Here is a 14,978-nt window from a genome sequence, read left to right as displayed (position 1 = left end):
CCTGATCCTATTCACAATTCATATCTAAGATAGATACGCCAGATTGAGGTCTTTTTTTCGGTAATACATAATTAACCGCACAATCTTTGGTGCCTGATGCTCCCCATTTGATCCGCAATCTACCGCTATCCGGCATTGCAGTGAGATAGACTTGCCCTTCACTACTGACGAGGGCACGATGCAGTTCATCAACTCTATTTGCCTGGCCTGCGTTTTTATTCACATCCTCTAATGCCACTTTTGCCCCAAAAGGCACTGGCTTGCCACGATAAGTCAGGTACATAAGAATCCTATTTCCCACTCTTGTCTTAAAATTAGCCAGAACGAGTGCACCTTTCGTCGGAACGACAGATTGGGTATTCACATCAATTTCGACATCATCAGAAAATGAATGAGGCTCCAGCGCCACCCGATTTTTACGATAACTGCTGGCATATGGCAAAATCGCATAACCGTTCCAATCCGTGGCAACTGAAGTATTGTTGGCAACTTTGACGCCTTTTGCATTCTCAGCACGAACCAAGACCGCACTTTCCCCTAATTCCTGAGATAAAGTCAGTCCATACGGATGAATAACAATTCCCCCACTAATGCCATAACTTAATTGCTGGTTTTGATGCTGCTGGTTTTGACGTTGATAACTATAAGATCCATTGATTCGACCATAAGAACCCCGATATTCCCCATGTATATTCCCACCTACGTTTGCACCTTTATTGGCATGCCCTCTACTGGAATAGCTCTGTTGCACACTGTAGAACAAATTATTATCTTCAAGCGCAGTTCCATTCAGGCTGACCTGCTGTGAAACTTTGTCGTGATGATTGAAGGTAGCGTTATAATTCGCCCAACTTCTTTTCAGCCAACGATCAAGAGGTACACTGATAGCTAATGCAAACATTTGTTCATGTTTACTAGAGCCAGGATTAAGGTTGTAGGTGTAGTTCAGGCTATAATTAACCCCTTGGCGGCTAATGTGATAACCCGCATTAAGTGAACGCTCACGACCTTTCTGTTGCCAATAATCTTGCTGCAATGCGGTAACAGAAACGCTACCAAAATCCCCTAATGTCTGGTTGACTTGCAATTGCAGCCTATTTCTCTTATTAAAACGAGAAAACAAGTATTGGTTATCTCCAAAGTGGTTTGCCTCACCAAAATCATAAAACCCTTCTGTTGAATAGCTATAATTCGTCAATGCCAAATTTGTTCCGGTCATTGAAAAATTTTTTGTATATCGCAGGCGATAAGCCTGCCCCGTGGATTTTTGGATTGGGGATAATTCTGTATTAGCATAAATTACATCGAAAGAGAGCGCGCCCAGTTCCCTCAAGTCTGTACCAGCCCCTAACAAAACAGATTGGTAGTCACGGGATAAAATTGTGCCGCCATAGACAGTCAGCCTATTGTGAAGACCATAGCTCAATGTTCCCTGGGAGAAATAGGGTTCGCGTTTTTTGCCACTGGTTGTACGATAACGTCCCATTGCAATTGAGTATCTGTGGCTCCTCTCCCGTAGCATGATAGGTGTGATTGCAAATGCTTGAATAAACCTGCGTTCCTTACCATCTGCCTCTTTGATGATAACTTCCAGATCACCACTGGATGTTGTTGGATAAAGATCACTGATTTCAAATGCGCCAGGTGCAACATAAGTCTGATAAATAACATAACCATTTTGTTTGATTGTTACTTGTGCATTACTTTGAGCAATACCACGTACAATCGGTGCGAAACCTTTCTGATTATCCGGCAACATATTTTCATCAGATGCAAGCTGAATTCCGCGAAATTCAATGCCGTCAAATAGTTCACTGGAAGTAAAACTATCACCGACTGTCAGTTGCCCCTGAATTGATTGAATATCACGTTGCAAATAGGTATTGAGGCTTTTCCATCGTTGGTTTTGATCGGAATAAATTGCGTTATTACGCAAACGCCAAGAGTGCCAGTTCATTCCTGATCTGAGATTCAAATAATTACTCTGTGCTGAATTATGGTGTTCATTCCAACTTGTTGCACCACTATAATTATAGTTAATCAATAATGCAGTTAACCCTTGATCCCAAGAGACAGGGGAAACATCATTTCTCACCTTCTGACTCAAAGCAATCTGAGGAATACTAATATTCAATCTCTGTCGATTAAAATCAAATTCCGCATTGGCATACGGTATATATTGGCTGATATCTGTAATCACAGTGTCCGGAGATAAACTTGCCAATTTAGTGAAAGAGTCAATTTCCACGCCCATATTTCGCCACTTGTTAAGTGTAATTTTAGGCTGTAGTTTTCCACCTACCAAAATAAATTCGATATTTTGTTCACTCACCATCTTAGAATTTAAATAAATATCCACCCAGTAAACACCGGGCGGCTGAATACCATCCTGAAAAATCGACAAATCAATATCATCAGGTAAGTTCCCACCAATTTTTAACGCGTGGATGTTAAATTTATTTTCCGCATATACGGTCAAATGATAAAATAAATTACCAACCACAATGAATATAGACAGTAAAAATTTATAATTACTGCCAGGATACGATCGCTTGGCAAAATTATGTTTAACATGCTTTGACATATTTAATTTTCTGGCAATATGATGAATTAGCCCTGCTGGCGACAACTTGATATCTATTAGATATGATTTCCAAACTGAAGGTCAGCAAACTCTGTTTTTGTCACGCCACCATAATCATTGATAGCTTTCCAACTCACTCTTTTAGCATTCGTTAATGACAAAGGCCAACTTGATTGGCTAAAAGGCTTAATCATTCCCGCATATTTAATCTCTTGTTCATCAACACTAAGAGATGAAAGAGAGATAAAATAAGGTGTGGGATTTTCAACCAATAACAATCCTCTTTCGTACTTGAATTTTAATTTTTTATAAGCGACCGCAGCTTGTTCTGTTAGTTGTACAGGACGATAAAATAGCTTCAAGCGTGAATTCACGACAATTTGTAACTGATTTATATTTGGATCAGTATGTAACGACTCAGGAATAGATTTAACGTTAACCCAAAATACTGATTCTCTATCCATTGGTAGATCATTGCCAACCTTAACTATACGTAAAATATTTTCATTATTTCCCGATAACTTAAATAAAGGTGGTGTTATAACAAAAGGCGTTTTGGTTTTATCATTTTCATCTTGAATCCAGCTTTGAATGAGGTAGTCACTCTTCTTTTCTGGATTCCTAATAGAGACAGAAACTTCTTTTCTATCGCTTAAATAAATAACTCTGGTTCCACCAATAATAACTCCCGCAATGGAAATATTACAGCTAAATAAATATAAAAAAATAATAAACAATAAACGATAACACGACATGGTTGTTTCCCCACCAAATCATAATTGTATATATTCAATTGAATAACCCAAGCATCCTTGCCAGGTTTATTTTTGGGTATACAATGTCTAGAATATCAAATTATTAATTATAAACTACAGTAAAATTCGTTACTGCATTAGCAGAACCAGGACCAACTTTTGGCTTTGTAGCAACATACTTGGCAATAAATTTCAATTCTTGATCAATACCTAAGTGAAGAGAATTAACGCCAGAAGCTCCTGCTACAGGAACTCGGGCCTGAGTATCAGCTTCATAAATACCAATAGCGATACCAGTTGCAGCATTATCTACTTTAGTCAAAGACAAAAGATCTCTGTTATTGCTATCACTCGGGCCATCAAACTTAATAGACACGTTTTTTTCTTTCATATCCGCAGGACAATCAGTCAATTTGATCCGAAATGCCGTTGGCGCAGCCGTATCATTGACTTGCTTAAATGCATCAGCACTAATAACGCCCATATTAACGGTTTGATCAGCAGAATCACCATGAACCTTACAAGCATTCTGTATTACTTCTCCTTCAAATCTCACTGTCCCATCTCCTGCATTTGCAGTTGCAGCAAATACAGAAGATACAAAAAGAGAAGAAATAAGCAGCTTATATTTCATTAAATTAAACCCCATTAGTCAATATACAAAAATATCCTATCGGCTAATTACAGACGATATGGAAACAAATTTACTTAATTGATAAACAGCTTTCGCACAATATACCCTGTCTCTTTCAAACTGTTGTATTACTGTCTGTACTCACCTTAATTACCAATTACAGAGTTTACGTACATAGTTTAAATACCTAGTCCACATGTATAGCTCACACGTAATTCTCATGCTTTTGGAAATTCGCTTTCTTTCCACCATACCCCAATCTGAAATCTATTAGGTATAACCGCGTACCTACAGCCATTGTCTTTTATCCAAATTAAAATGCGCTTATGTTCCCCTACGTGGTCTTTTATGGGGTTCATTCGCACATTCCGGACAAGACGAGATCATAATAGCGACAATCTCACATAGATCAACATAATAATCTAAATAGAAATCATGTTCAGAATTATATACTATTATTTTCCTAAATGTTTACTAAATGACATTATATATAGGTGAAATCAATGGATTTAATTCTAAAAATTCCCTAATTTAAAAATAATATATAATTAGCAAGCTAATGATTATTATCATTCCATAAATTTTGACTATGGTTTCATTTACTAATGGAAATAATTCATTAGATGATTTCTTTTCTTACATCATAAAATATGATGAATTAAATTTATACCATAAATTCAAATAGATATAAAAATAAAGAAGGATTAAACGACTGGGAATTAATTGGTGATTGAACTAATCTTACCTAAGACAAATCTCATAATGATCATTTAACGAACAAACATTGATTTATTATTGTTATTAATTTTTAAGTTATAATAAACTTTAGAAACAAAAGTACTTGTCGTTATCTGCAAGCAAAAATAGTATCCATATAATTATTAATGTAAATTACCCAAGTGATCTTGATTAAAATTTACTTAATTCCATGCATTCAAGTCCTATAAACGCAAATACCCAATGGATTTCAATATGCACCGCGGCGGCAAGGTAGAAAATCCCCGGAAGCATAGATAACTATGTGACCGAGGAAAGTGAGTGCAGCCAACAAAGAGGCAACTTGAAAGACGAAGAATATATATGGAAAACTACTGATGAGTGTCATAATCTTAATCAAAAAAATTTGGTAATAGCTCCGTCAAATTTCAATTTACGACCGTAATTTATTAATTAAGTTAGCTTATCAAGCATATATTTACGATAAAATAGCATTCAATCAGTCAATTTAATTTCATTAATTTATTTCAAATAAAAACATCAACAATAAATAACATTCACTTATCGTTAATAAAAATACGATTGAAACTTAAAATAATCCAGTTACCTAAAACAGTTATTACTTTCTGTACTACTGTTTTTATGAAAAACATTCACTATCAGACTAAGTGTTTTTTATTGATCTCTCTAACAGCACAAGAATTTATTTTTCAAAACATTTTAATACCAGACAAAAAACAAACTTAAGCAGCTGATTAATATACAATTAAAAAAATAACAACACAATAAAATAATCAGAATTAATTATTAATTGAAAATATAATACCAATGAATAATTAACCCTATGTAATAATTTTTCAAAATTTCCCCATTGATATAAATTCACACAGTACGTATTATTCTGCCTCTTCGAAAATTAATAATGTAAAAAATCACCTTAATCTAAATTAAGCTAAAATCTGTCTGGTTATGCTATTTGTAAAACCAATAAGCAGTATAAAAAGGGGATAGTGTGTCATATCTTTATTTCCGTCCGATCGGCTTTCATAGATATCGGTGTAAATTGTTATCGTTATTTATATCACTAGGGTGTTTAATAACAACAGAATCTGCTCATGCAGATTACGATGCATTAATTCAACAAGCCAGAAATGGTAATACTGATCCCATGCTCGAATATATTCGTGAGGAAGAAAAACGACAGCGTCTTTCTTCCTCACGAATTGCTGATTGGTTACAAGTCGCGAGCTGGGCTGGAGATGACAATGAAGTTATTTCTCTCTGGCAACGCTATCGCTCAGTAACCCTGCCCGCCAGAGGAATCTCAGCCGTTGCCCGCGCCTACCGCAATCAACGCCAATGGTCACAAGCAATACAGCTGTGGCGCACTGCCCTGATTTTAGATCAGCAAAATATAGGTAAGCAAAACAGTGATATCAAAACAGGCCTTATCATGACGCTCGCCGATGCCAAACAAGACCAAGAAGCCCGCCGTTTGGCAAAAGATTTATTGCTTCATCAACCTAGCGCCGCCAATTACCGTTTAATGGCCTATGTTGATCAAGCTGCCGGGCGTACATGGGATGCCATGCAAATGCTTTCTACCGCGCATGAACGGTTTCCCAATAATAAAGAAGTCGTTCAAGATTATTTGATTAGCCTAAAAAACAATCGGGTCAGTGGCTCTGCATGGCATTTAGGGCAACAACATTCCACACAATTAACCACTGAACAATTGCGCAGGCTGGAAACGGATGCCGCGGCTGAATTGGTTCGTTTGTCAATGATTCCCAATCGTAGCGAGAAAGAGCGGTTTGACATTGCTGATAAAGCAATTGCACGCTACGAGGATATGCTCAATCAATGGCATAACCTAACCGATGCACAACAAGATTACCAACGAGCACGTATTGATCGGCTCGGTGCCCTTCTTTCTCGCCATTGGATGCAAGAAGTCATTAATGAATATCTTATCTTGCAAGAACAAGCCAAGCAGAAAAAAAGTCTGCCTGTTCCAGAGTATGCTCAGAAATGGGCGGCAGCAGCGTATTTGAACCTGCGCCAGCCAGAAAAGGCACGGGATATCCTGCGCTCACTGAACTATTCCTCAATGAACCATTCCTCCATAAGCTATCCTAATGAAAATACCTTGCCGTTTGGAAAAATATCACGGCCCAATATCCCCCCTGAAGATGATATGGTCCTTTTCTATGCCGATGTAGAAAGTGAGCATCTGGATGCGGCTCAACAGCTTGCCGTCAATATCAAGCAACGCAATCCTTATATGCTCAATGTCTTTGGATCACCCATTCGGATTCCCAATGATGATTGGCTACAAGGGCAGCAATTTTTAGCTGAATCGGCACAATTGCGTGAGAATCTTCCAGAAGCAGAAAAGCGCTTTACTCATCTGGCTCGTACCGCTCCCGGCAATCAGAAACTACGGATCGACTTGGCGGCTATCTGGCTGGATCGTGGTTGGGCGCGCCGTGCTGAGAGTGAATTAAAGCAAATTGAAGGACTCGATCACCGCAATTTGTCGTTGGAAGTTCAACAAGGCTATACCGCTCTTGCTCTGCAAGAATGGCACCAGATGGATTTATTGGCCGATGATGTTATTACCCGTGCACCAGAAAATATGCTTGCTAAACGTTTTAATCGTTTGCGTAATGTGCATCACATGTCAGAGCTGAGAATTAAAATCAATCAAGGCATTAATTCAGATAGCCCCAAAAGTGGCAAACACAGTTCAGATATTGATGCTGTATTTTATAGCCCTCCCCTTGATGATAATTGGCGCTTATTTGCTGGTGGCGCTTACAATCGCAGCCAATTTCCAGAGAGCAGGGGGATAAATCGTGATTTGCGCGGTGGTGTGGAGTGGCGCTCACGGGATTTCTGGCTGGAAAGTGAAGTTTCTGCGCGTAATTATCATCATGGCAGCAAAATAGGCTTGCGAGTTGCCGGATGGCATGATTTTAATGATCAATGGCGTCTGGGTGGCTCAGTAGAACGCCTCGCCCGCAATACTCCTCTGCACGCATTGAGCAATAATATCCACGCCAATGGCGGGCAGATTTATGCTCGCTGGAGATATAGCGAACGCAGCCAATGGACTGCGCGTTTTGCTCCGTCATTCTTCTCGGATGGCAATCATCGCTTTGAATATGGAATTGACGGTCTTCAACGTCTATATACCACTCCTTATCTTAAGCTTGATGCAAAACTAGAGCTGGGTACAGCTCATAATACTCAGCAAAATACACCTTATTTCAATCCCAGAAGCGACTTTACATTCTTCCCTGCATTGGAAGCAGATCACATCATGTATCGGCATTATCAAACCGTCTGGAGCCAGCAAGCTGTGGCAGGGATCGGACAATATTGGCAGCAAGGGTACGGCAGTGGCCTCATCACAATGGTGGGATATGGTCAACGCATCAAATGGAATGACGTCATTGATGCAGGGGTAAGGATTACGTTGGATAAACGTCCTTACGACGGTAAACGGGAAAGTAATCTGCAAGCTACTTTTGATTTAATTTATAGGTTCTAAAGGATGTTTTATGACAAACAACATTTTTCGTCACTGGTTGATGATATCAGCACTGCTGATTAGCTTGTTTATTCCTCAATTGCGCACGATGGCATATGCAGAAAAACCTGATTTCGTTCCACCAGCGCAACGACCTCTTTCCATGAGTGAACGCCCCTGGCCCAAAAATAGTTTTGCGGTGCTGGCTTATCATGATGTTGAAGATAGTGGCGCAGATCAACGCTTTATGTCCGTTCGTACCAGCGCATTGAACGATCAATTTGCATGGTTGCGGGAAAATGGCTACCAACCGGTGACAGTCGATCAGATCCTCACAGCCAATCAGGGAGGAACACCATTGCCTTCCAAAGCTGTATTGCTGACTTTCGATGATGGCTATAGCAGTTTTTACCATCGCGTGTTTCCATTGCTTAAAGCCTATAATTGGCCAGCCATTCTGGCTCCTGTCGGCGTCTGGGTTGATGCACCAGCCGGAAAACCCGTTAATTTTGGTGGATTGATAGTACCGAGAAAACGCTTTACTACTTGGGAGCAAGTGGCTGAAATTTCTCGATCCGGTTTAGTGGAAATAGGTTCGCATACTTATCAGCATCATTATGGTGCCATCGCTAACCCACAAGGCAACACTGAGCCTGCCGCCGCTGTTCGTATTTATGATCCGAAAACAGGTAAATATGAGAGTGATCAAGCGTTTCGTCAGCGAATGGAAAAAGATATTGCCGCTATTACCCAAAAAATTACCACTGCCACTGGCAAGCAACCACGAGTTTGGGTGTGGCCTTATGGCATGGATAACGGTGTGACACTGGAAATAGCCAAACGCTATGGCTACACGATGGCATTGACTTTGGATAATGGGCTGGCAAACGCAAACGATCTTGATAATGTTCCCCGAATATTGCTGACCCATAATCCTTCTTTGAAATCGTTCGCTGAGCAAGTGATTCAGGTGCAGACTAAACGGGGCTTACGAATTGTCCATATTGATCTGGACTATGTTTATGATCCTGATCCCGTTCAACAAGCCAGTAATCTTGACAAACTTGTACAGCGCATTGCCGATCTCCGTGTCAATACCGTTTTCCTGCAAGCTTTTGCCGACCCTAAAGGCGATGGCAATATACGTGAACTCTATTTTCCTAATCGTTGGCTGCCAATGCGCGCCGATCTATTTAACCGCGTCGCTTGGCAACTGCATAGTCGTCTGAACATTAACGTTTATGCGTGGATGCCTGTTCTGGCATTTGAGCTGGAGCCGTCACTCCCGCGGGTAATGAGCTACAACGAAAGCAACAACAAGTTATTTGTGAACCCGACTCAATATCGGCGCTTATCTCCCTATAACCCAGACAATCGTCAAAGAATCAAAGAGATTTATCAGGATTTGGCTTCCCATGCCATTTTTCAGGGCATCCTGTATCACGATGACGCAGTTATGTCTGATTTTGAAGATGCTGGCTCAGATGCCATCAACGCTTATCAAGCCGCAGGATTGCCTGCCTCAATTGCAGAAATTCGGCAAGATCCGGAACAATTCGCCCGTTGGACACGTTTCAAAAGTCAATATCTGATTGACTTTACTCATGAATTAACCCAAGAACTTAAGTCAATACGTGGCTATCAGATAAAAACGGCACGCAATATTTTTGTCATGCCAATTCTGGAGCCAGACAGCGAAGAGTGGTTTGCCCAAAATCTGGATGATTTCCTCACTCATTATGATTGGGTCGCTCCGATGGCAATGCCATTGATGGAAAAGGTGCCGCTGTCAAAAAGCAATCAATGGTTATCCCGCTTGGTGAAAATCATTGCACAACGCCCACAGGCACTGGATAAAACTGTCTTTGAACTCCAATCCGTAGATTGGCGCAAGCCTGTGGATAAAAGAGCGATACCCGGACATCAATTAGCAGAATGGATGCGCCAATTGCAGCTCAATGGTGCACAAAGTTTCGGTTACTACCCTGATGATTTTCTCAATAACCAACCAGAAATGAATGAAGTTCGTCCTGTTCTTTCTCCTGAATGGTATCCACTTAATGATTGATCGTATTCTTGCTTTTATAGTGCTCTGCCTTGTATTGAGCATCCCACTTGGTATCGCCGTCACCTTTACTGGCGAAGTCATGCTGAACTTTGTCTTTTTCTGGCCATTATTTATGTCGGCCATCTGGATCTCAGGGGGAATCTACTTTTGGTTCTATCGGGAAAGGCACTGGAAAATTGTTGATAAAGAAGCTCCCTGTCTTGAAGGTGAACCTCTGATTTCAATTTTAATCCCTTGCTACAACGAAGGGCCAAATGTTCGTGAAACACTGCTGGCAGCCTTGAACCAGCGCTACCCCAGTATTGAAGTCATCGCAATCAATGATGGTTCAACTGACAGTACCGCTGATGAACTCAATGCCATGGCGAAACAACATCAAGCCTTGCGGGTGATACATCTGGAACAGAATCAGGGAAAAGCCACAGCCCTTCAGGCAGGTGCCGCTGCTGCTAAAAGTGATTATCTGGTTTGTATTGATGGTGATGCCCTGCTGGATCACGATGCTGCAGTTTGGCTGGTCAAGCCCATGATTGATCATCCCCGCGTTGGTGCTGTTACAGGCAACCCCCGTGTTCGCACACGCTCCACGTTAGTTGGGCGTGTTCAGGTTGGAGAATTCTCTTCCATCATTGGCCTGATCAAACGTACTCAACGGGTTTATGGCCAAGTCTTTACCGTTTCAGGTGTTGTCGCTGCGTTTAATCGTAGGGCACTTGCTGACGTGGGCTATTGGAGTAATGACATGATCACGGAGGACATTGATGTAAGCTGGAAACTTCAGTTACACCATTGGTCTATCTTTTTCGAACCCCGCGCCATTTGTTGGATCCTGATGCCTGAAACTCTGAGGGGATTATGGAAACAACGGTTACGCTGGGCGCAGGGTGGAGCTGAAGTTTTCCTGAAAAATCTGCGTAAATTGTGGTCATGGAAATATCGTCGCATGTGGGTATTATTTGCCGAATTCTGCTGCTCCGTTATTTGGTCTTTTACCTTTGCCCTTTCCATCATTTTATTTTTTCTCGGAATGTTCATCACGTTACCGGAAAACATTCGTGTCTATACGCTATTTCCCCCCGGATATACGGGATTAGTTCTGGCTGCTACCTGCCTGCTCCAGTTTACCGTCAGCTTAGTGATTGAACGGCGCTATGAAAAACACGTTGCTTCATCACTTTTCTGGGTAATTTGGTATCCGATGGTCTATTGGATGCTAAACCTATTTACGACCCTGGTATCGTTCCCCAAAGTAATGCTCAAAGTTCACAGAAAACGTGCTCGCTGGGAAAGTCCTGACAGAGGAATAGAGAGAATAGAATCATGAAAGATCCACTGATTTTTACTGAACAAAGGCTATTGCCTCGCTTAATTGATATTCTGTTGACGATTCTGGCTTGGGCTGGTTTTATCTATTTATTCACAATGGGATTATCTCATTTCTCCCATAGCGGCCCAAAACCATTTACTTCAACAGTGACTTCAGAATTGGCTTCCATTGTTCTTTATATTGCCATCGCCATATTTAATGCACTCTTACTAATTGGATGGGCAAAATACAATCAACATCGATTCAGGATCGAACGTCGCTGTCATCGACCTGTTTTAACTCATACTGAAATAGCGCAGAGTTTTATTTTGAAACAAAATTTATTAGATATCTTAAAGCAGAGCAAAGTTTCCAGTATCACTTATGATAATCATGGACATATAATAGATATCAATAAAAACGCATCAATATAGAGATAAAAAAATCCATTTATTACCAATGAAACCATATTTAAATATTATTATATAAGTACTAAATAATATTTATTTGGAAGTAATTAATTTACAGCCTATTTCATTCGATTAATGAGATAGGCTGTAACTGGAAACAGACTTTATCAAGAACCTCAACATTATTACTTACACCAAACACGATTATCTGCACCATATGAAAGGCGAATATTGGGACTCGTTATGCAATTGATTGAACGGATTCATCATCTTCGTAAACGTATTGTTTTTAGGTATGTTGTTTTTAAATATACGGTTTTTAAACACTGTATCTCCATATTATTTCTACGGGTATTAATGACCTTGTACTTAATCACTGTGATATGTAATTCAACAGTAATGGCTATGCCTGACACCAAAGAAAAAATAAAACTCAATGAAGAGAATGTTGCGCGGGTAGTCTCTGGAATTCTCAGCTATGCACATTGGCCTGCTACATCAGATCCCCTGCGTTTATGTCTGGTTCCCCCATCCAATTATATTAGCGTCTTAACCCACACTAATATGATTTCTGACCACACAGAACTGCAAGTAGAAACGCTGACTTTCAACGTAGAACAATTAATAGAAAAATGTGATGCCATTTACTATGGTCAAATCGAACCACAGCTTCAACAACAAGTGGCTAATAGGCAAAATGGCAAACCATTACTTACCATCTCTGAAAATAACCCGAACTGTGAAATCGGCAGTGCATTCTGTCTCAACATTAACAACACTCAGGCAACATTTAGCCTCAACCTTGATATTCTGACGCGCAGCGGCGTACGCGTACATCCGAATGTCCTGCAATTGGCACGCAAGGTGGAATAATCTGTATGAAAAGACGTTATTCTCTGATGCTACCACGCCCTACTCTGCGCCAGGCTTTTCATCGGATCCATCTGATTATTACTTTTATCATACTATCCGTAGTCGGTTTGTTTTTATCTTTACTGGCATTGCTTGCTATGCAGAAGTATGCCGAAAACAATTTAAAACTAATTTCCACGACCATTGCCCATACAGCACAAGCGGCAGTGGTTTTTCAGGATAAGACCGCAGCAAACGAAATACTGGAAATGATTGCTGCCCATGACGGTTTTACAGAAGCTAAGATTTTTGATGCAAAGCAACAAGTGTTGGCAAGCTGGCAAGCCAGTCAGGAGCCTCGTACCGGTAATTTGAAAAAATTGGTTGAACGCTGGATTTTTCCTGAACCCCTTACCCTGCCCATTTATCACCATCAGCAAAAGGTAGGATCAATCTGGTTAATTGGTAACAGCGACCATATCATCAAATTCATTTATCAGGCCTTACTGGTGCTATTTGCCTGCCTGCTGTTCAGTGCCGTAATTTCACTTTACCTATCTCTGCGCATGCACGATGGCATTGTCAGAGCTTTGCAAAACATTACCGTCGTTGCCCATGATGTACGACAGCGGCGAACATTTTCACGACGTGTACCTTCTGCACATATTGTTGAATTGCATGAATTAAGCCAGGTTTTCAATCATCTGCTAGAAGAATTGGAAGAGTGGCAACACCATCTGCAAACAGAAAAAGCCGTTTTGACCTGGCAGGCACAACATGATTCCCTGACCGGCTTGCCAAACCGGGCAACTTTTGAACGGGTTCTTTCAACCGTCATGAACGATAAATTTATGCGTCAAAGCGCAGCGATATTATTTATTGATGGTAACAGGCTGAAATATGTCAACGATATCTATGGGCATGCTGCCGGCGATCACGTTCTTGTCACTATCGCTGCTGCCTTGACAAGAAGGGTAAGAAAAACAGATACCGTTGCCCGGCTTGGTGGAGATGAATTCGCAATCCTATTGCCTTCTGCAAATTTAGAAAATGCAGAGTGTGTCGCGAAAAATATTATCCATGCTATGGATACCCCCATTCTCCTTCCTAACGGTCAACATCTGCGTATCACACTCAGCATTGGCATCGCATTATCCAACGGTGACTTAACGGCGGAACAACTACTCTCTGAAGCTGATGCGGCGATGTATCACATTAAACAACGAGGCGGCGGCTGGCATTCCGCTGATACAACATAACTACTTATCAAGGAACTCCCTATGAGCAGAAACCGTTATTTTTTATTTGGCTGTACATTAATTGGCATTCTTTTTCTCGGCGGCTGCCAGAACAAAGGCGCATTGACAACCGCACAAATCGCCGCACTTAAACAGCAAGGATTTCAACAAACCAATGAAGGCTGGCTATTTGGTATGTCAGAAAAAGTCTTGTTTGGTAATAACCAATTTCACTTGCGTCCAGAAGGCAAAGTAAAATTAAAAGAACTCGCAAGTGTTTTATCCAAAGTTGGCATTCACCATGCACGTCTTGATGGTCATACTGACAACTACGGAGAAGTGAGTTACAACAATCAATTATCTTTGAAACGAGCCAATACAGTTGCAGATGCACTGACTCAGGGAGGTATACAGCGTGCTAATCTGACAACCCGTGGATTAGGGTCCAGCCAACCTATCGCCGATAACAGAAACTCAAAAGGCCGGGCGGAAAACCGCCGGGTTGCCATTGTTATAACCGCGCCATAATAGCAATACAATGCAGTTAACGAACTGAATTTAATACAACACTATTTATTAATGGTAACCTGAGAATATACTGATATAAATCAAATAATAATCTTGCCACGGATGGCAGCAAGATTCGTTTATTTTGATCATTACGACCAATTACAAAATCTCTTGCTCAAATCCTGTCGTATAGTCATATAGCTATTTCCTGTCACTAAATTCTTCCTGTAACATAGCCGAGATTATTTTTTTCAAAAAAACCTTTTTGTAATCGAAAAGTTAATAAACCTTTGTGCATTTAGATAAAAAGTCTACTGTTAAATAATGAGCTTTATCAAAAAGGAGAAATGATGGGGCTGAACCTGAAAT

The 14,978-nt window shown here is 40.5% G+C and carries 10 protein-coding genes; 7 read left to right on the top strand and 3 right to left on the bottom strand.

Annotation, left to right across the window (positions count from 1 at the left end; translation table 11 throughout):
• Window positions 1-7: 7 nt before the first annotated feature.
• The 3 genes from Xvie_RS05700 to Xvie_RS05690 all read right to left on the bottom strand — a co-directional run bounded on the left by Xvie_RS05700 (window position 8) and on the right by Xvie_RS05690 (window position 3,973).
• Entirely contained in the window at window positions 8-2,584 is a 2,577-nt protein-coding gene (locus Xvie_RS05700; protein ID WP_086108389.1) for a fimbria/pilus outer membrane usher protein, read from the bottom strand.
• Window positions 2,585-2,640: 56 nt separating this feature from the next.
• Window positions 2,641-3,339 (bottom strand): fimbrial biogenesis chaperone, encoded by a 699-nt coding sequence (locus tag Xvie_RS05695; protein WP_086108388.1) that lies wholly within the window; start codon window positions 3,337-3,339, stop codon window positions 2,641-2,643.
• 103 nt (window positions 3,340-3,442) lie between these two features.
• Window positions 3,443-3,973, bottom strand: a complete 531-nt coding sequence (locus Xvie_RS05690; protein WP_086108387.1) for a fimbrial protein — start codon at window positions 3,971-3,973, stop codon at window positions 3,443-3,445.
• A 1,729-nt stretch (window positions 3,974-5,702) separates the two neighbouring features.
• Between Xvie_RS05690 and pgaA the strand changes: the two genes are divergently transcribed.
• From pgaA to yfiB, 7 genes are all read left to right on the top strand, one after another.
• Window positions 5,703-8,246 carry a poly-beta-1,6 N-acetyl-D-glucosamine export porin PgaA gene (pgaA, locus tag Xvie_RS05685; RefSeq protein WP_208612522.1) on the top strand — a complete coding sequence of 848 codons (2,544 nt, stop codon included), beginning with the start codon at window positions 5,703-5,705 and terminating at the stop codon, window positions 8,244-8,246.
• 10 nt (window positions 8,247-8,256) lie between these two features.
• The gene (gene pgaB / locus Xvie_RS05680) at window positions 8,257-10,293 is read left to right on the top strand and encodes a poly-beta-1,6-N-acetyl-D-glucosamine N-deacetylase PgaB (protein WP_086108386.1); all 2,037 of its coding nucleotides are present in this window, start codon (window positions 8,257-8,259) and stop codon (window positions 10,291-10,293) included.
• The gene (gene pgaC, locus Xvie_RS05675; protein ID WP_086108385.1) at window positions 10,286-11,617 is read left to right on the top strand and encodes a poly-beta-1,6-N-acetyl-D-glucosamine synthase; all 1,332 of its coding nucleotides are present in this window, start codon (window positions 10,286-10,288) and stop codon (window positions 11,615-11,617) included. The genes pgaB and pgaC overlap by 8 nt, the downstream gene beginning before the upstream one ends.
• The gene (gene pgaD / locus Xvie_RS05670) at window positions 11,614-12,033 is read left to right on the top strand and encodes a poly-beta-1,6-N-acetyl-D-glucosamine biosynthesis protein PgaD (RefSeq protein WP_086108384.1); all 420 of its coding nucleotides are present in this window, start codon (window positions 11,614-11,616) and stop codon (window positions 12,031-12,033) included. Before pgaC ends, pgaD begins: the two co-directional genes overlap by 4 nt.
• Before the next feature lie 381 nt (window positions 12,034-12,414).
• Window positions 12,415-12,882, top strand: coding sequence for a regulatory sequestration protein YfiR (gene yfiR / locus Xvie_RS05665; RefSeq protein ID WP_244175477.1), 468 nt, complete (start codon window positions 12,415-12,417; stop codon window positions 12,880-12,882).
• A 5-nt stretch (window positions 12,883-12,887) separates the two neighbouring features.
• Window positions 12,888-14,120 (top strand): diguanylate cyclase DgcN/YfiN, encoded by a 1,233-nt coding sequence (gene dgcN / locus Xvie_RS05660; protein WP_244175475.1) that lies wholly within the window; start codon window positions 12,888-12,890, stop codon window positions 14,118-14,120.
• A 21-nt stretch (window positions 14,121-14,141) separates the two neighbouring features.
• Window positions 14,142-14,627 carry an outer membrane lipoprotein YfiB gene (gene yfiB / locus Xvie_RS05655; protein ID WP_086108382.1) on the top strand — a complete coding sequence of 162 codons (486 nt, stop codon included), beginning with the start codon at window positions 14,142-14,144 and terminating at the stop codon, window positions 14,625-14,627.
• Window positions 14,628-14,978 lie beyond the last annotated feature (351 nt).

Origin of the sequence: Xenorhabdus vietnamensis (assembly GCF_002127535.1) — a bacterium.
GTDB lineage: Bacteria > Pseudomonadota > Gammaproteobacteria > Enterobacterales > Enterobacteriaceae > Xenorhabdus > Xenorhabdus vietnamensis.
This window is presented reverse-complemented; position numbering and strand designations above follow the sequence as displayed.

Bases quoted from the DNA above. Each gene is read 5' to 3' on its own strand.
- Xvie_RS05700 (WP_086108389.1), bottom strand. From the start codon at position 2,584: ATGTCAAAGCATGTTAAACATAATTTTGCCAAGCGATCGTATCCTGGC.
- pgaC (WP_086108385.1), top strand. From the start codon at position 10,286: ATGATTGATCGTATTCTTGCTTTTATAGTGCTCTGCCTTGTATTGAGC.
- yfiR (WP_244175477.1), top strand. From the start codon at position 12,415: ATGCCTGACACCAAAGAAAAAATAAAACTCAATGAAGAGAATGTTGCG.
- yfiB (WP_086108382.1), top strand. From the start codon at position 14,142: ATGAGCAGAAACCGTTATTTTTTATTTGGCTGTACATTAATTGGCATT.
- pgaB (WP_086108386.1), top strand. From the start codon at position 8,257: ATGACAAACAACATTTTTCGTCACTGGTTGATGATATCAGCACTGCTG.
- pgaD (WP_086108384.1), top strand. From the start codon at position 11,614: ATGAAAGATCCACTGATTTTTACTGAACAAAGGCTATTGCCTCGCTTA.
- Xvie_RS05695 (WP_086108388.1), bottom strand. From the start codon at position 3,339: ATGTCGTGTTATCGTTTATTGTTTATTATTTTTTTATATTTATTTAGC.
- dgcN (WP_244175475.1), top strand. From the start codon at position 12,888: ATGAAAAGACGTTATTCTCTGATGCTACCACGCCCTACTCTGCGCCAG.
- Xvie_RS05690 (WP_086108387.1), bottom strand. From the start codon at position 3,973: ATGAAATATAAGCTGCTTATTTCTTCTCTTTTTGTATCTTCTGTATTT.